This is a genomic window from Aggregatibacter segnis ATCC 33393 (genome assembly GCF_900476035.1).
Taxonomy (GTDB): Bacteria; Pseudomonadota; Gammaproteobacteria; order Enterobacterales; family Pasteurellaceae; genus Aggregatibacter; species Aggregatibacter segnis.
Map to the genome: position 1 here is coordinate 1,583,562 of NZ_LS483443.1, position 21,660 is coordinate 1,605,221.

The following is a 21,660-nucleotide window of genomic DNA, read 5'->3' on the forward strand; positions in this document are numbered from 1 at the left end:
AATTTAATCAATGTATTCGGTTAATACACGCGGGGTTAATTTGGTGATTAATTCATAACTGATAACGCCCGTAATTTCTGCGATTTCTTCAATCGGTAATTCTTTACCCCACAAGATCACTTCATCGCCGACCTTGTCTTGACTGTCTGCGCCCAAATCCACGGTGAGCATATCCATGGATACTTTGCCCACAATCGGCACACGGCGACCATTCAGATAAACCGGCGTACCTTGCGGCACATCACGTGGATAACCATCACCATAACCAATGGCCACCACGCCGATTTTCGTATCTTTTTCACTTGTCCAAACACCGCCGTATCCCACCGGTTCGCCTTTTTTATGTTCGCGCACGGCGATTAAGGAGGAGGTTAAATTCATCACCGGCGTTAAACCGTATTCTTTACCCGCTGTATTATTCGGAGAAATGCCGTACATAATAATGCCCGGGCGAATCCAATCTAAATGCGCATCCTGCCAGAACAAAATACCACCGGAAGCGGAAATACTCCGCTCACCGGATTTACCTTCCGTTGCCTGTAAAAAGCGGCTTAATTGTTTTTCTGTGTAACCGCACTCTAGCTCATCAGCACGGCTAAAATGGCTCACAAAGCCAATATTCGGATCAACACACGGAAGCGATTTGAGTTTTTGATAGAAGCTATCCACTTCATCCAAATGCACGCCCAATCGGTGCATACCGGTATCAATTTTCAACCACACTTTCACCGGATTAGGCGTTTGGGCTTCTTCAAGAGCCTCTAACTGTTCTTGGCTATGCACGACAGTTTGAATGTTATTAACGGCTAAAATCGGTAGGTCTTTGGAAGAGAAAAACCCTTCTAACAGCAAAATCGGTTTAGTGATGCCGTTGGAGCGTAATTTTAGTGCTTCTTCTAAACGCGCCACGCCAAAGCAATCCACCAGACTTTCGACGGCAGAAGAAACAAACACGACGCCGTGTCCGTAGGCATTGGCTTTTACTACCGCAATAATTTTACTGTTTGGGGCTTTTTGTTTAATGGTTTGAATATTATGTTTTAACGCAACAGAACTGATTTTCGCTGTTGCAGGTTTCATGTGCATTTTTTATCTCTTTTACGCTGTTATCTAATATTCGTCATCATAATGATGATGTTCTGCTAAGTTATCAAAACGGGAAAAATGACCTTGGAATGCCAACTTCACGCGTCCAATCGGCCCGTTACGCTGTTTCCCGATAATAATTTCCGCAATGCCTTTTTCTTCCGATTCACGGTTATACACTTCGTCACGATAAATAAACATAATCAAGTCTGCATCCTGCTCAATGGAGCCTGATTCCCGCAAGTCCGAGTTGACTGGGCGTTTATCCTGACGGTTTTCTAAGGTACGGTTTAATTGTGACAGGGCGATCACCGGCACTTCCAATTCTTTTGCTAACGCTTTCAAGGAACGGGAGATCTCCGCAATTTCCAACGTACGATTTTCAGAAAAAGCCGGCGCACGCATTAATTGAAGATAGTCCACCATGATCAAACTTAAGCCGTTATTTTCACGATAAACCCGTCTCGCACGGGAACGTAGCTCCGTCGGCGTTAAACCGGAAGAATCGTCAATAAATAAATTCGGCTTTTTAGCCAACATACCCATGGTGCTAGAAATTTTCGCCCAATCATTATCATCCAAGCCCTGACCGGTACGAATTTTAGTTTGGTCCACACGCGAAAGTGACGCCAAGCTACGCATCATAATTTGCTCCGCCGGCATCTCTAAACTGAACACCAATACCGGTTTATCGCTGCCTAACGCCGCATTTTCACATAGGTTCATGGCAAAGGTGGTTTTCCCCATGGAAGGACGCGCCGCCACAATAATCAAGTCGGATTTTTGCAAACCTGCCGTTTTCTTATCTAAATCTTTGAAACCGGTGGAAACGCCGGTAACACCGGAATGATCTTTAATTTGACTGAGCTGTTCGATTTTGTTGATGGTGTTTTCCAGAATGGAAATGATATTTTGTGGGCCTTCGGTACCGGATGTACGCTTCTCAGCAATGGCAAAAACCTCTCGCTCCGCCTCATCCAGCAAATGTTTCACATCCTGCCCTTTCGGAGAATAGCTGTTTTGCGCAATTTTGTTCCCGACAGAAATCAACTCGCGCATGATCGCCTTTTCTCGTACCACATTGGCATAAGCCACCACGTTGGCGGCACTCGGCGTGTTATTGGAAAGCTCCGCCAAATAAGCAAAACCGCCCACCTGTTCGATGACTTCGCGACTTTTTAGTGCCTGTTCTAAGGTAATTAAATCCACCGGCGATTGCTGGGCAATCAGCTTTTCCATTTCCTCGAAAATCAGACGATGTTCAAAGCGGTAAAAATCCTCTTTCACCACATTTTCAGCCACATCATCCCAATACATGTTGTTCAGCAAAATACTGCCCAACACAGCTTGTTCAGCTTCAATAGAATGAGGAGGAATGTTCAAATTGGTGGTGTTTTGTTCTTTTACCGGAGGAGAATTTTTAGACGCCATTATTGCCTCAGTGGATAAAAATAAGTCCCTATATGATATACCAAATCGGGGGGCGGTTTAACTTAAAAGTCAAAAAAAGTGCGGTGGAAATTCGCTCTGAAAATCCACCGCACTTTTGTTTGAAATGAACTGCTTAAAAGAAATATTAGCCGTTTAATTTGCGTTTTGCCGCCACCGCATCAGATAACTCTTGTAAGACTTTTTCGCTGTCTTCCCAACCGATGCAGCTGTCGGTGATGCTTTGGCCATAAGTTAAAGGTTTGCCTTCCACCAAATCTTGACGGCCTTCCACCAAATGGCTTTCAATCATCACGCCGAAAATTTTATTGGAGCCGGCAGCAATTTGACGAGCCACTTCACGGCTCACATCCAATTGTTTTTTGAATTGTTTGCAGCTGTTGGCATGGCTGAAATCTACCATCACATGAGCTCTATATCCTGCTTTGGCAAGTTCATCGCATACGTTAGCGACATCTTGTTCGCTATAATTCGGGCCATTGTCGCCACCACGTAAAATAATGTGGCAGTCTTCGTTACCTTTGGTGGAAACGATAGCTGAATGACCAAACTTCGTGACGGACAAGAAATGGTGTGGCGCTTCTGCCGCACCAATCGCGTCTAAGGCAATTTTTACGCCACCGTTAGTCGCATTTTTAAAGCCAACGGCACAAGATAAACCGGAAGCCAATTCACGGTGTACTTGGGATTCGGTGGTTCTCGCCCCAATCGCGCCCCAGCTCATGAAGTCCGCTAAATATTGCGGTGTGATCATGTCCAAAAATTCACCCGCCGTCGGCACGGTCAAATCGTTAATGTCGGACAATAATTTACGCGCCATACGCAAACCGTCGTTCAAGGCATAGGTATTATTTAAGTGCGGGTCATTAATTAAACCTTTCCAACCCACAGTGGTACGCGGTTTTTCAAAATACACACGCATGATAATTTGTAAGGTATCTTGGTATTTTTCGCGCATTAATTTAATGCGTTTCGCATATTCTAATGCGGCTTTCGGATCATGAATGGAACAAGGCCCGATAACCACAAGTAAACGATCATCTTCACCATGAATAATTTTATGCGCTTCGTGACGGGCATTTTCCACGGTTTTCACCGCAACGCTACTTGCCGGATATTTTTCTAGCAAGGCAATCGGGGGTAACACCTGTTCAATCTTGCCAATTCGCGTATCGTCGTTTTCAATGGAAATATCGTTTTTTGTGTTCATTATTCACTCGCTTATCTTCATAAAATTCTAAAATGACCGAAAAAGTGGTATTACTCTACCACTGCAATTTGTACTAGTAAACTAGTTTATTTGATTTCTTTTTAATGACCGCTTAATACCTGTGCTGGTTGCAATTTTGCCGCACGATTTGCCGGATAAAGGCTGGCAAATAAACTGAGAATTAACGCAGAAAGCAACACCAGCAACACATCTTGCCAATGGAGTTCGGTTGGCAGGAAATCCACGAAATAAATGCCGTCGGACAATAATTTCCTGCCGATCAAACCTTCCAAACCCTGTATAAGTGCGGTCAAATTTAAGGCCAAAATCACGCCCAACACAATGCCAATCAGGCAGCCTTTCATGCCTGCTTGCAAGCCATACCAAATAAAAATACGCTTAATAAACCCATTATTCGCGCCAAGGGTACGCATGATGGCAATGTCGCCCGCTTTATCTTTCACCGCCATGATGAGCGTGGACACGATATTAAAACAGGCCACTCCAATCACTAGCACCATGGCAATATACATCACCGTGCGAATCAGCTGAATATCGCGATACATATAGCCGAATTTACTGATCCAGTTTTGCAGGTAAAGCATCTGCGGATAATCTTGCAACATGGAATAATCAAGGGTTTGAATGTTAAACGGATCGGCGGTTTTCAATTCTACCCCACTCACCTGCTCCGCTTGATAATCCATCAACTGCTGCGCCTGCGCCAAGGGCATCAAGGCATAGCTGTGATCCAACTGGCCGTCTAAACGCAAAATACCGGTTACTTGAATCCGTTCACGCAACGGCTGGGTTAAATTTTCCGTGCCTTTTTGTTGGGAAATTAACAGAGAAACCCAATCCCCTTCTTGCACATCCAAATCCCGTGCAATACCAGACCCCAGCACCAAACCGCCATTCTGGGCAAAATTTTGCCATCCTTGATTTAACACAAAATGCCCAAGAGAACTGACTTGATCTTGCAACGCCGTTTCCACGCCTTTAATTTGTACTACTTTTAATTTCGCGCCATTTTCCACGAGAGCGGTAAAACTGACAAAAGGCGAAACGCCAATGATTTGCGGATTTTGTTTCAACTTAGCGGCAAGATGTTGCCAATGATCAATCGGTGCGTTGCTTTGCCCGCTTGCAGAGGAAATTTCCGCATGGGGCACGACAGCCAAAATCCGTTGATTGAGTTCACGTTCAAAACCGTTCATGGCACTTAAGCCGATAATTAATACCGCCACGCCCAAGGCTATGCCCATGCTGGAAAAAAATGAAATCAGCGACACCAAACGGTTTTTATGCTTACTGCGTTGATAGCGCCAACTAATAAAAAATGGCGTATTCATTAGGCATTTTCCTCGCGCAACATGCCATCTTGCATAATTAAACGGCGATTCAATTTTTCCGCCAAATTCAAGTCGTGGGTGACCAATAAGAAAGCAATCTGCTTTTCTTGATTGAGCTGTTGAATTAGTTCAAAAATACTTTCCGTGGTTTTGTGATCCAAATTGCCGGTAGGTTCGTCCGCCAGTACCAATGCCGGATTATTCACCAACGCACGGGCAATCGCCACACGTTGGCGTTCTCCACCGGATAGCGCAGACGGGCGATGTGAAATTCTGTGCTGCAAACCGACCGCACTTAAGATCTGCTCGGCACGATCCTGCGCTTCCGTTTTGTTTTGTTGCCCTATAAGCATCGGCATCATCACGTTCTCAAGTGCGGTGAAATCTGCCATTAAATGGTGAAACTGATACACAAAGCCTAAATATTGATTGCGCAACTTCGCCAACGCATTCGGTGTCATTTGTTGCAAGGATTGCCCTTTGATAAACACTTCACCGCTGCTCGGTTGATCTAATCCGCCCAAGGTATGTAATAACGTGCTTTTGCCCGAACCGGAACTGCCCACAATCGCGACCAATTCGCTCGGTTGCATAGAAAAAGACACCTGTTTTAACACTTCCGTTTGTTGTGTGCCTTCTTGATAAAATTTCGTGATATTTTGGCAAGATAATAATGCTGTATTCATTTTTTCATCTCTTTTTATTCGTAGCGCAAGGCTTCTGCCGGTTCCACTTTCGCGGCGCGATAGGCCGGATAAATGGTGGATAGCAATGACAATAATAAGGAAAACGCGATAATCGTCAGAATTTGCCAAGGCTCAAGTGCGGTCGGCAAATACATCGTTTTTGCTCCTAAGATATTCACGATAGCGTCCAAATTTAACGTCACTAACACGCCCAATATGGCGCCTACCAAGGTACCCATTAATCCCACCAATAAACCTTGATAAATAAAGATGGAACGCACTTGTCCTTTTGTTAAACCGAGGGTTTGCAAAATGGCGATTTCACCCTGTTTGTCCACCACCATCAGGCTTAAAGACGTAATAATATTGGACACTGCCACCACAATAATTAAGCTCACCAACAAGCCCATCATATTTTTTTCCATACGCACCGCTTGGAAAAACTCGCCTTTTTGTGTGCGCCAATCGATGATTTGCTCCGCCGAAGGAAACGCAGCCGGCAATTCAGTAATTTGGAACGGATCTGTTAAAAATAAACGGAAACCTTGTGCTTCGCCCGGCTGAATTCGCATTAAGCGTCCAATGTCCGTTAAATTGGCAAACGCTTCATAACCGGATACTTCGCCCGTCTCAAAATAGATTTCACTGACGGTAAATAAACGTTGCAACGGCACGCGCCCAAATGGCGTGTATTGGCTGTTTTCAGTAATCATTAAACGCACTTTGTCACCGACATGCAGGTTTAATTTCTGCGCCAGTTGATCGCCAATGATAATTTTAAATTCGCCTGTCGGGAGCAAATCCTCAAAATGCTGCTCAGACAATATGGATAAAATCGGGTCATCCGCAAATTGTCGAATCCCAATCACTTGCCCTGCGCTGACACCGCCCGCGGTTTGAAAAATCACATTCGTCATATTTATCGGCACGGCTTTTTGCACGAAATTCGGCATAGTTGGCTCGGCATCGTCGATCTTCACCTTGCCGTTCGGGCTGACAATGGCGTGTGGAATGGAAGAAAGCACTTGTTGCTTTTGATAGCCTTCCAAACCGTTCATCACAGACAGCACAATAATCAATGCCATCACGCCAAGCACAATGCCGAAACTGGCTAAATTCGTCACCAACCGTCCAAAACGATCGGCACTTTTCGCCCGCCAATAGCGCAATGCAATAAAAAGAGGGGTAGATAAGGTCATAAGGGATAAAAAATCATTAAAAATACGAGAAAAACTGCGCGCTAGTTTAGCATAGACCAAGATAAAAAGCAGAAAATCGGCAAAGAATTCTCTTCTTATGCCTACTAGAAAAACGCGCTAAAAAATCACCGCACTTTTAGAGAGATAACATTTGACAGCGCAAGCACATCTTCCTACTATTCCTCCCATTTATTTGAACTTCAACAAACGGAAAGCTTATTTTGAAAAACACCACTGAAATACTAAAAAATGCCCTTGCCCAACGTATCTTAATTTTAGACGGCGCTATGGGCACGATGATCCAAAAATATAAACTCACCGAAGCGGATTTCCGTGGTGAACGCTTTGCTGAAAGTGCGGTCGATTTACGCGGCAATAATGATTTGCTGACCCTCACACAACCGTTACTCATTTCCGCGATTCACGAAAAATATTTAGAAGCCGGCGCGGACATTATCGAAACCAATACGTTCAGCTCCACGACCATTGCACAAGCAGATTATGATTTGCAATCCATTGCTTACGAACTCAACTTTGCCGGCGCAAAACTGGCACGTCTGGCGGCGGATAAATACAGCACGCCGGAAAAACCAAGATTCGTGGCGGGGATTCTCGGCCCGACGAACCGCACTGCGTCCATTTCCCCGAACGTAAACGACCCGGGTTTCCGTAACGTCACCTTTATGGAATTGGTGGACGCCTATTCAGAAGCCACACGAGGCTTAATCGAAGGTGGTGCCGATTTAATTATGATCGAAACCATTTTCGACACGCTAAATGCCAAAGCGGCAGTGTTTGCCATTGAAACCGTGTTTGAAGAATTGGGCGTGGAATTGCCGATTATGATTTCCGGCACCATAACCGATGCTTCCGGCCGTACCCTTTCCGGACAAACCACCGAAGCGTTTTACAACTCCCTGCGCCACGCCAAACCGCTGACATTCGGCTTAAACTGTGCGTTAGGCCCGAAAGAACTTCGCCAATATGTTGAACAACTGTCTAAAATCAGCGAAACCTACGTTTCCGTACACCCGAACGCAGGCTTGCCGAATGCCTTCGGTGGCTACGATCTTGGCGCAGAAGACATGGCGGCACACCTTAAAGAATGGGCGGAAAGCGGCTTTGTAAACATTATCGGTGGCTGTTGCGGTACCACACCGGAACACATCAAAGCCTTTGCCGAGGCGGTAGAAAATATCCCACCACGCAAATTGCCACAAATTAAAACCGCCATGCGTTTATCCGGTTTAGAACCGCTTAACATTGATGATGAAAGCCTGTTCGTGAACGTGGGCGAGCGCAATAACGTAACGGGTTCGGCGAAATTCAAACGCTTAATTAAAGAAGACAAATTTGCCGAAGCCATTGAAATTGCCATAGACCAAGTGGAAAACGGCGCGCAAGTGATCGACGTGAACATGGACGAAGCCTTGCTCGACGGCAAAAAATGCATGACCCGTTTCCTCAATATTATGGCAACCGAGCCTGATGCAGCAAAAGTGCCGGTGATGATCGACTCCTCCAAATGGGAAGTGATTGAAGCAGGTTTGCAATCGGTGCAAGGTAAGCCGATTGTGAACTCCATCTCGTTGAAAGAAGGCGAAGAAATCTTTATCGAACACGCCAAACTGGTGCGTAAATACGGCGCGGCGGTGGTCGTGATGGCGTTTGACGAAGTGGGACAAGCGGATACCGAAGATCGCAAAGTGGAAATCTGTACCCGTGCCTATAACATCTTAGTCAACCAACTTGGCTTCCCGCCGGAAGACATCATTTTCGACCCGAATATTTTTGCCATCGGTACCGGGATTGAAGAACACAACAATTACGGCGTGGATTTCATTAACGCCACAGGTCGCATTAAACGCAGCTTGCCACATGCCAAAATTTCCGGCGGTGTGTCAAACGTGTCCTTCTCTTTCCGTGGTAATAACGTCATGCGTGAAGCCATTCACGCGGTCTTCCTCTATCATGCCATCAAACAAGGCATGGACATGGGGATTGTGAATGCAGGGCAGCTCGCGATTTACGATGATCTGGATCCGGAATTACGCAATGTGATTGAAGATGCTGTTTTAAACCGCACGCCGGATGGCACAGAGCGTTTATTGGATATTGCGGAAAAATATCGCAACCAAGGCAACGATGAAAGTGCGGTGGATTCTGTCGCCGAATGGCGCACATGGCCGGTGGAAGAACGCTTAAAACACGCCCTTGTGAAAGGCATTACTACGCACATCATCGAAGACACCGAAGAAGCCCGCCAAAAATTGCCAACGCCGTTAGAGGTGATCGAAGGCCCACTCATGGCAGGCATGGACGTGGTGGGCGATTTATTCGGTGACGGTAAAATGTTCCTCCCGCAAGTGGTGAAATCCGCACGCGTAATGAAACAATCCGTGGCGTATTTAGAGCCGTTTATCAACGCCACCAAACAAAAAGGCTCTAGCAACGGTAAAGTGGTAATCGCCACCGTGAAAGGCGATGTGCATGACATTGGCAAAAACATCGTGAGCGTGGTGTTGCAATGTAATAACTTTGAAGTGATTGACTTGGGTGTGATGGTGCCGGCAGATAAAATCATTCAAACGGCGATTGATGAAAAAGCGGATCTTATCGGCTTGAGCGGTTTGATTACGCCATCTTTAGACGAAATGGAATACTTCCTTGGCGAAATGACGCGTTTAGGTTTGAACTTGCCGGTGTTGATCGGCGGTGCAACGACCTCCAAAGAACATACTGCGATTAAACTCTATCCAAAATATAAACAACACGGCGTGTTCTATACCTCAAACGCCTCCCGTGCGGTAACGGTTTGTGCCACGTTGATGAACCCGGAAGGCCGTGCGGCATTGTGGGAACAATTCAAGAAAGATTACGAAAAAATCCAACAATCTTTTGCCAACCGTAAGCCGTTGCGTAAACAACTCAGCATTGAAGAAGCGCGTGCCAACCGTTTTGACGGCTTTAACGGCGAATGGGCGGATTATGTGCCGCCAACGCCAAAACAAACCGGCATTGTGGAATTTAAAAACGTGCCAATTGCAGAACTACGTAAATTTATCGACTGGTCGCCATTCTTCCGCGTGTGGGGCTTAATGGGTGGCTATCCGGATGCCTTTGCTCATCCGGAAAGTGGCGAAGAAGCCCGCCGCGTGTGGAATGATGCGCAAGCGATGTTAGATGCTTTCGAACAAAACCACAAACTTAACCCAAGTGGCGTGTTGGGTATTTTCCCTGCGGAACGTGTGGACGATGATGTGGTGTTATTCTCCGATGAAGACCGCACTCAATCTATCGGCACGGCTTACGGCTTACGCCAACAAACGGAACGTGGCAAAAACAGCAAAAGCCAATTTAACTTTGCCTTGAGCGACTTTATCGCTGATCGTGAAAGCGGCAAAAAAGACTGGATGGGGATGTTCGCCGTGTGCGCCGGCATTGAAGAAATGGAGCTAGTGGAAGGCTACAAAGCCGCCGGCGACGACTACAACGCCATCTTGCTACAAGCCGTCGGCGACCGCTTAGCCGAAGCGATGGCGGAATACTTGCACTTTGAGCTACGCACCCGCATTTGGGGCTACACGCAAGAGGAATTCGACAACCAAGGCTTAATCAATGAAAACTATGTCGGCATCCGCCCTGCGCCGGGTTATCCTAGCTGCCCGGAACATACCGAAAAAGCCCTGATCTGGGATTTATTGGAAGTGGAACAACGCATCGGCATGAAACTCACCGAAAGCTACGCCATGTGGCCTGCAGCCTCCGTCTGCGGTTGGTACTTCACCCACCCGGCAAGTAACTATTTCACCTTAGGCCGCATCGATGAAGACCAAGCTCAAGATTATGCCAAACGTAAAGGTTGGGATGAGAGAGAGATGATGAAGTGGTTGGGTGTGGCGATGAAGTAAGCCTAAAATTTACTTCTTAAGTGAATTATTAGCCTACTATAGGAATATTACTTGATCAAAAAAAGGAGAAAAAAATGTTTATTAACAACCAAGACAATCACAATATTAGAGATATTCGTATATTAAACCAAGAAGAGAAAGCCTTAGCAAAAGCTTTTATCCAAGGTGCTGTTTATGGATGGTTAAATTGCCACTCTAAAGGAGATGAATTTTCTGTTCGGATTTTATTTGGTGGTGATAATACAGACTGGGAAGGAACACCATTACAACCAATTTGGGATAACCATAAAGCAAATGGAAAAACAAATGATGAAGCTTATGAACAATCAGCTAAAGATGTAGGATGGCTGTTAAAATCTGTATTGGCTGGAGATAAGACACGTAAATTCAAGAAAATTGAAAGATTTACAAATACTTATTGCTGGATTGATTGAGTTCATTAATATTACTTGCTGAATTTATTCCCATTATCAATTCAAAAATTATAGTTATTTATTAATATGAGAAAACTGATAAATGAAAAATACTGGAAAAGAATATGAGTTATTTGTTAGAGATGTACAACAAATTTTATTAAATATTGAAGGTAGAGAAACTATAACCGTAGAACAAAATAAAGTTTTATATGATCGAATAGGTAACCCAAGACAATTTGATGTATATTGGGAGTTTAAAATTGGTGGGTATTTATACAAGACAGTTATTGAATGTAAAGATTATAGTTCCTCTATTTCTATTGAAAAAATAGATGCTTTTGTTAGTAAAATTTCTGACATCCCAGGTTTAAAAGGAATTTTCGCAACTAAAGTAGGATATCAGGAAGGTGCTCAAAATAAAGCAAAACATCATGGTATAGGTCTATTTATAATTAGAAAACCACAAAACAATGATTGGACTCTAGATGATGGAACTCCTTTAGTAAGAGAAATTCAAATTAAAGAAACCATTAAGTTACCTTGTAAAATAATTCAATTCATACCGATAACAACAAAACAGCTTCAAAACTCACATTTTAATGCAATGGAAGATGAGATTTTTATTATTGAAAATGATAAAAAAATTTCATTATATGATTTAAAAATGAACTTACCTACTGGATTAGACAAAATAGTTGAAGAAGATATATTCATTGAGAATGGTTTTCTAGAAATAAAAGGGAAGAAACTAAAAATCAAAGGGTATCGTATCCAATATCAATCATTCAAAGATCATGAACAACCACCTATAATTATTAACTCTCAAGACCATACAAAGGCTTATATTGAAGATCATATAGAAAAAACAAGAAAGTTATTAAAGAATGATGGGTCTATTGTACATTTGAGTAGTGAGAAAAAATAAAAATCGTTTTTATACCTTTGATAGGGGCACGCTTCCTAGCGTGTGCCTAATCTCACTAAAAACACTTCAAAAACTCACCGCACTTTAATTTCTACGGCACACGTTAGGAAACGCGCGCCAGCATAAATTTTCATGACTAAAAAAGTGCGGTCATTTCCTCAAACGTTTTTCATTTCAAAAAACACTTGGAAAAATGACCGCACTTTAATCAACAAATCAACGCTATTTCACCACAATAAATTCCGGTATAGCTTGTCGTTCAATGAGTTTGCCGACAGGATATAGCTCAACGCCGGCAGTTTCGGCGACAGCAAAAACCTCTTTTTCCGAATCTGGGTTAACGGCGATGAGCAAACCACCGGAGGTTTGCGGGTCGCATAGCACGGCTTTTTGTAAATCTGTCATCGGGGCGATTTTGTGTCCGTAGCTGTCGAAATTACGGTTCGTACCGCCCGGAATGCAGCCTTGCGCGATGTAATCATCAACGCCGTCTAGGGTTCTAATGTTGGCGAAATCCACTTCGGCATTGAGGTTGGAGCCTTCGCAGATTTCGGCTAAATGCCCTAACAAACCGAAACCGGTGACATCGGTCATGGCGGTAACGCCGTCAATGTTTGAAAGCTGACTGCCCAGTAAATTCATTTGGCACATCCATTTGGTCGCCAAACCTTTATGTTCTGCTTTTAATTTGCCTTGTTTTTCTGCCGTCGTTAATACGCCGATGCCCAATGGCTTGGTTAAATACAAGTTGCAACCGGCTTCAGCAGAGGCATTTCGTTTCACTTTTTCAGTGTCGATAATGCCGGTCACCGCCAAGCCGAAAATCGGTTCAGGCGAGTCAATAGAATGTCCGCCGGCAAGGGCAATGCCCGCTTCCTGACAAGCGAAACGACCGCCGTCAATAATGCGTTGCGCCACGCTTGCGGGCAATTTGTTAATCGGGAAGCCAAACACCGCAATCGCCATAATCGGCTTGCCGCCCATGGCGAAAATATCGCTCACAGCGTTGGTTGCCGCAATGCGTCCGAAATCAAAAGGATCATCGACAATCGGCATGAAAAAGTCCGTGGTACTGATAATCGACGTACCATTGCCTAAATCATACACCGCCGCGTCATCCTTGGTATCATTGCCGACAAGGAGATTCGGGTCAATAAACGGTGCCATTTCGGTATGCAAAATTTCCTCTAAAACCTTAGGCGATATTTTGCAGCCTCAACCGGCGCCGTGGCTATATTGCGTCAGCCGAATGTCGTTTGTTATGACACATTCATTCTGTTCCGCGTGCAAAGCCTGCTCTGTCATGCTTACTTCCTTTTTATTAAACGAATGGCGTAATTATAGCGTTATTGAACTAATGATTCATTAATTGAAATGCATTTCTCAGAAACAAAAATGCGGTGAAAATTCACCGCACTTTTATTTTTTAGTTTGTCATTCAAAGCAAATTACAATGCTTTTAAGATGTCATCCACACGTTCTTTCGCATCACCAAACAGCATTTGCGTGTTTTCTTTGAAGAACAATGGATTTTGTACGCCTGCGTAACCGGTATTCATAGAACGTTTGAATACCACTACATTAGCCGCTTTCCACACTTCCAATACCGGCATGCCGGCGATTGGGCTGTGCGGATCGTCCATCGCCGCAGGGTTGACGGTGTCGTTCGCGCCGATAACCAAGACGGTGTCGGTGTCAGCGAAATCATCGTTGATTTCATCCATTTCCAACACGATGTCGTAAGGTACTTTGGCTTCCGCCAATAACACGTTCATGTGGCCTGGCAAACGTCCGGCAACCGGATGGATACCGAAACGCACGTTCACGCCGCGTTCGCGTAATTTTTGAGTGATTTCCGCCACCGGATATTGCGCTTGTGCCACCGCCATGCCGTATCCCGGGGTGATGATCACAGAGCTGGAATTTTTCAATAATTCCGCCACTTCTTCCGCTGTGGTTTCGCGGTGTTCGCCTTGTTCCGTATCGGAAGACACTTGAACGTCATTACCGAAACCACCGGCGATAACGCTGATGAAAGAGCGATTCATGGCTTTACACATGATGTAAGACAAGATCGCACCGGAAGAACCTACAAGCGCACCGGTCACGATTAACAAGTCATTGCTAAGCATGAAACCTGCCGCAGCTGCTGCCCAACCGGAATAGGAGTTCAACATGGACACCACCACCGGCATGTCTGCACCACCGATAGAGGCCACTAAATGCCAACCGAATGCAAGGGCAATCACGGTCATGATTAATACCGGGAAGATATTTTCCGGTTCACTTAAGAACGCCACCATTAATAACGCGGAAACAATAAGCGCTGCCAAGTTTAATTTATGACGGTGTGGCAACATTAAGGCTTTGGAATTAATTTTTCCGCTTAATTTACCGAATGCCACCACAGAGCCGGTGAAGGTCACCGCACCGATGAAGATCCCCAAGAACACTTCCACGTTATGCACGCTGGCAAGTGCGGCTTGTTCTGCAAGGAATTTCGCTTGTTCTACGTCATTTAAACCGCTAGGCATGGTTGGGATATCATGCAAACCGTAGCTGTTATAGCCTACCAATACGGCAGCCAAACCCACGAAGCTGTGCAAGATTGCCACTAATTCCGGCATTTCCGTCATTTCAACTTTTAATGCACGCTGAATACCAATCGCCCCACCAATCACCATAGCAATGATGATCCATAATGTGCCTTCGGATTTTGGCCCGAAGATGGTGGCGATGAGGGCAATCCCCATCCCGATAATGCCATACCAGCACCCTGCTTTTGCCGTTTCATGTTTAGAAAGACCGGCTAAGCTCATAATGAAGAGCAACGCTGCCACAATATACGCAGCTTGTACAAAACCTTCTGACATGATTTTCTCCTTTAGCCTTTTCTAAACATGGAAAGCATACGTTGAGTGACGCGGAAGCCACCAAAAATGTTGATGCTTGCCACTAAAATCGCAATAAACGCCAACACACTAATGAAGAAATTACCTTGTGAGATTTGCAATAACGCCCCTACGATAATAATCCCTGAAATCGCATTGGTTACCGCCATCAATGGGGTGTGTAGCGCATGGCTCACATTCCAAACCACATAGTAACCCACGACACAAGCCAAGACGAACACGGTTAAGTGAGAAAGGAAAGCCGCTGGCGCAATAGACGTGAGCCATAAGAAAAGCACACCCACTGCCGCCATAATGCCGTATTTTTTACGCGGATCCGTTGGTTTTTCTTCCTCTTTTTTGACCGCACTTGCGGTTTTTGCTTGTTGTTGCGGTTGCGCAGACACTTGAATTGGTGGTGCCGGCCATGTGACTTCACCATCACGAATCACTGTCACGCCACGCAATACCACGTCGTCGAAATTGATGTCGATTTGACCGTCTTTGTTTTTGCAAAGCAATTTCAACAAGTTAACCAGGTTGGTACCGTAAAGTTGGGAAGATTGCGTTGGTAAACGGCTTGGTAAATCGGTGTAACCAATGATTTTCACTTGATTATCGGTGACCACCACTTCGCCGGCTTTACTCAATTCACAGTTACCGCCGGTCGCTGCGGCTAAATCCACAATCACGCTACCCGGCTTCATGGATTCCACCATTTCTTTGGTGATTAAGCGCGGTGCAGGTCTGCCCGGAATTAATGCGGTGGTAATGATAATGTCCACTTCTTTCGCTTGTTCTGCGTAAAGGGCAAGCGCGCGACGATTAAATTCCTCAGACATGACTTTAGCATAGCCATCGCCACTGCCGCCTTCTTCTTTAAAATCGATTTCAAGGAAGCTGGCGCCCATACTTTCTACTTGTTCTTTTACTTCCGGACGGGAGTCAAAAGCACGTACAATAGCACCTAGACTGTTTGCAGCCCCAATCGCGGCAAGACCGGCAACACCCGCACCAATCACCAACACTTTCGCCGGTGGCACTTTACCTGCTGCGGTAATTTGTCCGGTGAAGAAACTGCCAAATTCATGTGCGGCTTCCACCACGGCACGATAACCGGCAATATTTGCCATTGAACTTAATGCATCCAATGCTTGCGCACGAGAAATACGCGGCACGGCATCCATCGCCAACACATTGATTTTTTTCGCTGACAATTTTTCCATGAGCTGCGGATTTTGCGCAGGCCAGATGAAGCTGACTAAGGTTGCCCCTTCTTTAATTAAAGCGATTTCATCGTCGGTCGGCGCGTTGACTTTAAAAATAATGTCCGCTTGCCAAACCTGTGCGGCATCACCGACTTTCGCACCGGCAGCTACAAATGCCTGATCTTCAAAACTCGCTTTGAAACCCGCATCATGTTCAACAATCACATCGAAGCCAAGCTTCAAAATTTGCTGAACCGTTTTCGGCGTTGCCGCCACACGACTTTCATTATCAAGCAGTTCTCTAGGTACACCAATTAACATAATGATTCCCTTTGATAGATTAAGATGTAGGTAACAAATTTACCCGCCCGAAATGACACCTCTAGGCTGTCAAATTAGCCCTCACTCTATCATTGTTCCCCTAAAAACGAAAAAAAATTTTCGGCTTTTTATTCAATATGTGATCCCTATTACAATTTGTAGTAGCACATAAAAAAATTAGAAATCCCTCCCTCGCTTTGCTATCTTAGCGCGCGAATATTTTGGCTGCCGTTTCACATTCGGTCAGTTAAAAAACACTGAAAAACTTAACCGCACTTTGATGCTCAAGGTCAAACACAATGCAATTACCTCCTCTACAATCCGCCACCTTAATCCGTCGTTACAAACGTTTCTTAACCGATGTGCAACTGCCAAACGGCGATATCACCACGCTGCACTGCGCCAATACCGGTGCCATGATTGGCTGTGGTGCAGAAGGCGACATCGTTTGGTATTCCACCTCCGACAGTGCCACACGGAAATACCCAAGCTCATGGGAATTAACGCAATTAGCAAATGGCAATATGGTTTGCATTAACACCCACCGCTCTAATCAGCTCACCTTTGATGCCTTACAGAAAAAACAAATCCTTGAACTCGCCATGTATGATGAAATTCACCCGGAAGTGAAATACGGTGAGGAAAACAGCCGTATTGATTTCCTGCTAAAAGGTAAAGATCTGCCCGATTGTTATGTAGAAGTGAAATCCATCACGTATGTAGATAACGACAAAAAACTCGGCATGTTTCCCGATGCTGTCACGACACGCGGACAAAAACACTTGCGCGAATTGATCGCAATGAAAAAACAAGGCCATCGTGCCGTCATTTTCTTCTGTGGCTTACATGATGGTTTTGACCATTTCCAAATCGCGAAACATATTGATACCAAATACGATGCGCTTTTCCGGCAAGCTCTCAAAGAAGGTGTGGAAGCCTATGCGTATGCCGCTGAATTTGAAAAAACGCAGGGAATTCCAACCGCACTTCATCTCACAAAGGTCGTACCACTTAAGATAAACTCAATTTAAGCAAATTATTTGAGAATTATTTTCATTAAAGTGCTTGACATTATTTTTGAGAATAATTATCATTCAATTACCAAAACAAATTATAGATAATCACTCCAACTTCAACGCCTCATCCCCCACAAGAGGCGTTTTTTTTTCGCCTGAAATCCGGCCTTTTCCTTAAAAATAATTCAAATTTGTCGAATAACCTCTATAATGTAGCCTTTCGGTAAATTGAATAACATTAGGAAAAGACATGACTGATATGAATACCGTTCTCGCGGAACTAAAACGCGGCGTAGATGAAATTCTTTCTGAACAGGATTTAATTGAAAAACTTAAAGAAAATCGCCCATTGCGCGTGAAACTCGGCGCAGACCCAACCGCACCGGATATTCATTTAGGTCACACTGTGGTATTAAACAAATTACGTCAATTCCAACAATTAGGCCACGAAGTTTATTTCTTAATCGGTGACTTCACCGGCATGGTGGGCGATCCATCCGGTAAAAACACGACTCGTCCACCGCTTAGCCGCGAAGATGTGTTACGTAATGCGGAAACCTACAAACAACAAATTTACAAAATTCTCGATCCGCAAAAAACCCGCATCGTATTCAACTCTGAATGGTTGGGTAAATTAGGCACCGAAGGCATGATTCGTTTAGCAAGCAACTACACTGTTGCCCGAATGTTAGAACGTGATGATTTCAAAAAACGCTTCTCTAACAATCAACCGATTGCGATTCATGAATTTATTTACCCGCTCTTGCAAGGTCATGATTCTGTTGCGTTGGAAGCCGATGTTGAGTTAGGCGGAACCGACCAAAAATTCAATTTATTAGTGGGTCGCGAATTACAAAAATCTGCCGGTCAAAAACCACAAGTGGCGATTACCCTGCCGTTATTAGTGGGCTTGGATGGCGAGAAAAAAATGTCTAAATCCCTCGGCAACTATATCGGTGTCACCGAAGCACCAAGCGAAATGTTCGGCAAAATCATGTCCATTTCCGATGACTTAATGTGGGATTGGTATAACCTGCTTTCTTTCCGTCCATTAGCTGAAATCGCCCAATTAAAAGCAGATGTGGCAAATGGTAAAAATCCACGGGATGTAAAAATCTTATTAGCCAAAGAAATTATTGCCCGTTTCCATGATGACGCGGCGGCAGAGGCGGCTGAACAAGAATTTATCAACCGTTTCCAAAAAGGCGCGATGCCTGATGACATGCCTGAATTTACCTTTGAAAGTGAAATCGGCCTTGCCAACTTGTTAAAAGAAGCCGGCTTGGTCGCTTCAACTTCAGAAGCCAACCGCATGGTACAACAAGGTGGCGTGAAAATTGACGGTGAAAAAGTAGAAGACGCCAAACTTGTTATCAGCGCTTCGACTGCGGTTTACCAAGTAGGTAAACGTAAGTTCGCCAAAGTCACGGTGAAATAAAAACATCACAAAAACGAACCGCACTTATGTCATCATAAAGTGCGGTTATTTTTATCCGCGTTTTTAGGGCTAACACAAGGAGCAGAATATGCATCAAAAGATCTGGGTATTAGGTGACGCCGTAGTGGATTTAATCCCGGACGGAGAAAATCATTATTTGCGTTGTGCTGGCGGTGCACCGGCAAACGTGGCAGTAGGTATTGCCCGTTTAGGCGGTGAAAGTGCGTTTATCGGTCGCGTGGGCAAAGATCCATTGGGCGAATTTATGCTACAAACCCTGCAACAGGAAAACGTACAAACCAGCCACATGATTCTTGATCCGCAACAGCGTACCTCCACTGTCGTGGTCGGGTTAGATAACGGCGAACGGAGCTTTACCTTTATGGTGAATCCAAGTGCCGACCAATTTTTACAAGTGGCGGATTTACCGAATTTCCAAGCAAACGAATGGCTCCATTGTTGCTCCATTGCCTTAATTAACAATCCTTCCCGCGAAACCACCTTTGAAGCCATTCGCCGCATTAAAGCCGCGGGCGGATTCTTCTCTTTCGATCCGAATTTGCGCGAATCCCTGTGGGCAAGCTTTGAAGACATGAAAGAAACGGTGATGAAGGCGGTGGCATTCGCGGATGTGTTGAAGTTTTCAGAAGAAGAATTGACGCTCCTCACTGACACGCAAACCTTAGACGACGCATTTGAAAAAATCACCGCACTTTATCCGGAAAAATTGATTATCGTGACCTTGGGCAAAGACGGCGCACGCTATCATTTAGCCGGTAAAAAAGACATCGTTGCCGGCAAAGCCTTAAAACCGGTTGACACCACTGGCGCAGGTGATGCGTTCGTTGGTGGTCTTCTTTCCGCCCTTTCACAACATGTAAATTGGCAAGAAACCGCTGTGCTTGAGCAAATTCTCCGTCAAGCTAATGCCTGTGGCGCGTTAGCTACTACGGCAAAAGGTGCTATGTCTGCCCTGCCAAATAAAGCACAATTAGCGGAATTTTTGGCAAACTGATCCCATTGCTTCAATCCAATAGCACGCATCTTATGATGCGTGCCACCTGCCCCAACAGAGGGGGAGAAACCTTATGCCTATTTTCAACAATGGAAAATACAAAAGCATCCTTGCGGCAGCATCCGGTGAGCTTGCAGAAATTGCTCAAACCGTACAAAAAGACAAAGATTTTCGACCGCACTTTCATATTGCGCCACCAACAGGGCTGATGAACGATCCTAATGGTCTCATCTTTGATGGCGAGAAATATCACCTTTTTTATCAATGGTTTCCTTTTGATGCACTACACGGCATGAAACATTGGAAGCATTTAATCACCAAAGATTTCCAACATTATCAATCCGCTGACGATCTCATTCCTTGTGAGCTTTTTGAATCTCACGGCTGTTATTCGGGTGGCGCATTAAAAGTCGGTGATAAATTAGCCATGTTCTACACCGGCAACACCCGTCGCCCAAGTGACAATCAACGCGTGCCTTACCAAAATTTAGCGATTTTCGATCTTAATGGGAAATTGTTAAGCAAACGTCCGTTAATTGAAAATGCGCCTGAAGGCTATACGGAACACGTTCGTGACCCCAAACCTTATTTTGCCGAAAACGGAAAAATCCGTTTTATCTGCGGTGCACAACGGGAAAATCTCACCGGTACGGCGATTATTTTTGAAATGGACAATCTTGAGGATACACCGCGTTTACTCGGCGAACTTTCCTTGACTGCCTTTGATAATAACAAGGTGTTTATGTGGGAATGTCCTGATTTATTGAAACTCGGCGATAAAGATGTGTTTATTTGGTCGCCACAAGGCAAATCGCGTGAGCCTCATCAATTTCAAAATAACTACCACGCCGTGTATGCTGTTGGCAAACTAGACGGCTTAACCTTTCACGCCGAACACATCGCCGAACTGGATCAAGGCTTTGATTTCTACGCACCACAAACTTTTGCAGGTCTTAGCAAGACAGAAAATGCCATCCTGTTCGGTTGGATCGGATTGCCGGACTTAACCTATCCGACAGACAAATTCAAATGGCATTCGGCTTTAACGCTGCCGAGAGAATTACGCTTAGAAGGCAACAAAATCCACCAACGCCCTATCACCAAAACGTATAAAAATCTGACCGCACTTTCTACATTTCATCTTGATGGCAAAGCCGAAATTGTAGATTTAGATCGTGCTTATGTGAAATTTGAAGCGAATAATCAAGCCTTTGATTTAACCTTCTTCCAAAATGAACAAGGACAATCCTTACGTCTTTCTTATGAAAACGGATTAGTTTGTTTAGAGCGTAGCCAAAGTGAACAAACCGCGTTGATGGAAAAATTCGGTAGTAAACGTTTCTGCGAAATTGAGAAACTACAAACGGTGGAAATTTTCTTTGATCGTTCTATCGTAGAAATTTTTCTCAATCACGGTGAAAAAGCCATGACCTCTCGTTTTTTTATTCAAGCACGGAAAAATGTTGTGGAAAGCAATCAAAAATTAACGTTACAGATTGGTTACCCAAAAGCCATTCAGTATCGATAAAAAAAGTGC

At 44.6% G+C, this 21,660-nt stretch carries 16 protein-coding genes; 7 read left to right on the forward strand and 9 right to left on the reverse strand.

All coding sequences use genetic code 11. From position 1 onward, the window contains the following. Window positions 1–3: 3 nt before the first annotated feature. The 6 genes from alr to DQN58_RS07725 form a co-directional block, all read right to left on the reverse strand. Window positions 4–1,080: an alanine racemase gene (gene alr, locus DQN58_RS07700; RefSeq protein ID WP_197712343.1), complete on the reverse strand. Its 1,077-nt coding sequence runs from the start codon at window positions 1,078–1,080 to the stop codon at window positions 4–6. 30 nt (window positions 1,081–1,110) lie between these two features. Continuing rightward, entirely contained in the window at window positions 1,111–2,517 is a 1,407-nt protein-coding gene (locus DQN58_RS07705; protein WP_006718426.1) for a replicative DNA helicase, read from the reverse strand. Between the two features lie 145 nt (window positions 2,518–2,662). Beyond that, a complete protein-coding gene (gene aroG / locus DQN58_RS07710) occupies window positions 2,663–3,745 on the reverse strand; it encodes a 3-deoxy-7-phosphoheptulonate synthase AroG (RefSeq protein WP_006718429.1) in 1,083 nt (360 codons plus the stop codon). A 101-nt stretch (window positions 3,746–3,846) separates the two neighbouring features. Then, entirely contained in the window at window positions 3,847–5,097 is a 1,251-nt protein-coding gene (gene lolE, locus DQN58_RS07715) for a lipoprotein-releasing ABC transporter permease subunit LolE (protein WP_006718431.1), read from the reverse strand. Continuing rightward, the gene (gene lolD, locus DQN58_RS07720; protein WP_006718433.1) at window positions 5,097–5,783 is read right to left on the reverse strand and encodes a lipoprotein-releasing ABC transporter ATP-binding protein LolD; all 687 of its coding nucleotides are present in this window, start codon (window positions 5,781–5,783) and stop codon (window positions 5,097–5,099) included. Before lolD ends, lolE begins: the two co-directional genes overlap by 1 nt. A gap of 14 nt (window positions 5,784–5,797) precedes the next feature. After that, on the reverse strand, window positions 5,798–6,982 hold the full coding sequence (locus tag DQN58_RS07725; protein WP_006718435.1) for a lipoprotein-releasing ABC transporter permease subunit: 1,185 nt from the start codon (window positions 6,980–6,982) through the stop codon (window positions 5,798–5,800). Window positions 6,983–7,200: 218 nt separating this feature from the next. On the opposite strand from DQN58_RS07725, the gene metH reads away from it, so the two are divergent. From metH to DQN58_RS07740, 3 genes are all read left to right on the forward strand, one after another. Continuing rightward, the gene (gene metH, locus DQN58_RS07730; RefSeq protein WP_111704460.1) at window positions 7,201–10,893 is read left to right on the forward strand and encodes a methionine synthase; all 3,693 of its coding nucleotides are present in this window, start codon (window positions 7,201–7,203) and stop codon (window positions 10,891–10,893) included. 74 nt (window positions 10,894–10,967) lie between these two features. Continuing rightward, window positions 10,968–11,327 (forward strand): hypothetical protein, encoded by a 360-nt coding sequence (locus tag DQN58_RS07735; RefSeq protein ID WP_006718439.1) that lies wholly within the window; start codon window positions 10,968–10,970, stop codon window positions 11,325–11,327. Between the two features lie 82 nt (window positions 11,328–11,409). Next, window positions 11,410–12,234 carry a restriction endonuclease gene (locus tag DQN58_RS07740; RefSeq protein WP_006718441.1) on the forward strand — a complete coding sequence of 275 codons (825 nt, stop codon included), beginning with the start codon at window positions 11,410–11,412 and terminating at the stop codon, window positions 12,232–12,234. A gap of 222 nt (window positions 12,235–12,456) precedes the next feature. On the opposite strand, the gene selD is transcribed toward DQN58_RS07740, so the two are convergent. The 3 genes from selD to pntA all read right to left on the reverse strand — a co-directional run bounded on the left by selD (window position 12,457) and on the right by pntA (window position 16,654). Next, complete coding sequence (gene selD, locus DQN58_RS07745; protein ID WP_111704468.1) at window positions 12,457–13,497, reverse strand: selenide, water dikinase SelD; 1,041 nt, start codon at window positions 13,495–13,497, stop codon at window positions 12,457–12,459. Between the two features lie 185 nt (window positions 13,498–13,682). Beyond that, window positions 13,683–15,107: a Re/Si-specific NAD(P)(+) transhydrogenase subunit beta gene (gene pntB / locus DQN58_RS07750; RefSeq protein ID WP_006718444.1), complete on the reverse strand. Its 1,425-nt coding sequence runs from the start codon at window positions 15,105–15,107 to the stop codon at window positions 13,683–13,685. A gap of 11 nt (window positions 15,108–15,118) precedes the next feature. Then, window positions 15,119–16,654 (reverse strand): Re/Si-specific NAD(P)(+) transhydrogenase subunit alpha, encoded by a 1,536-nt coding sequence (gene pntA / locus DQN58_RS07755; RefSeq protein WP_006718446.1) that lies wholly within the window; start codon window positions 16,652–16,654, stop codon window positions 15,119–15,121. A gap of 299 nt (window positions 16,655–16,953) precedes the next feature. Between pntA and sfsA the strand changes: the two genes are divergently transcribed. From sfsA to DQN58_RS07775, 4 genes are all read left to right on the forward strand, one after another. Further along, window positions 16,954–17,685 (forward strand): DNA/RNA nuclease SfsA, encoded by a 732-nt coding sequence (gene sfsA / locus DQN58_RS07760; RefSeq protein WP_006718448.1) that lies wholly within the window; start codon window positions 16,954–16,956, stop codon window positions 17,683–17,685. Window positions 17,686–17,920: 235 nt separating this feature from the next. Then, the gene (gene tyrS / locus DQN58_RS07765) at window positions 17,921–19,108 is read left to right on the forward strand and encodes a tyrosine--tRNA ligase (protein WP_006718449.1); all 1,188 of its coding nucleotides are present in this window, start codon (window positions 17,921–17,923) and stop codon (window positions 19,106–19,108) included. A gap of 88 nt (window positions 19,109–19,196) precedes the next feature. Next, window positions 19,197–20,123 carry an aminoimidazole riboside kinase gene (locus tag DQN58_RS07770; RefSeq protein WP_006718451.1) on the forward strand — a complete coding sequence of 309 codons (927 nt, stop codon included), beginning with the start codon at window positions 19,197–19,199 and terminating at the stop codon, window positions 20,121–20,123. A gap of 73 nt (window positions 20,124–20,196) precedes the next feature. After that, a complete protein-coding gene (locus DQN58_RS07775; RefSeq protein ID WP_006718453.1) occupies window positions 20,197–21,651 on the forward strand; it encodes a glycoside hydrolase family 32 protein in 1,455 nt (484 codons plus the stop codon). Window positions 21,652–21,660 lie beyond the last annotated feature (9 nt).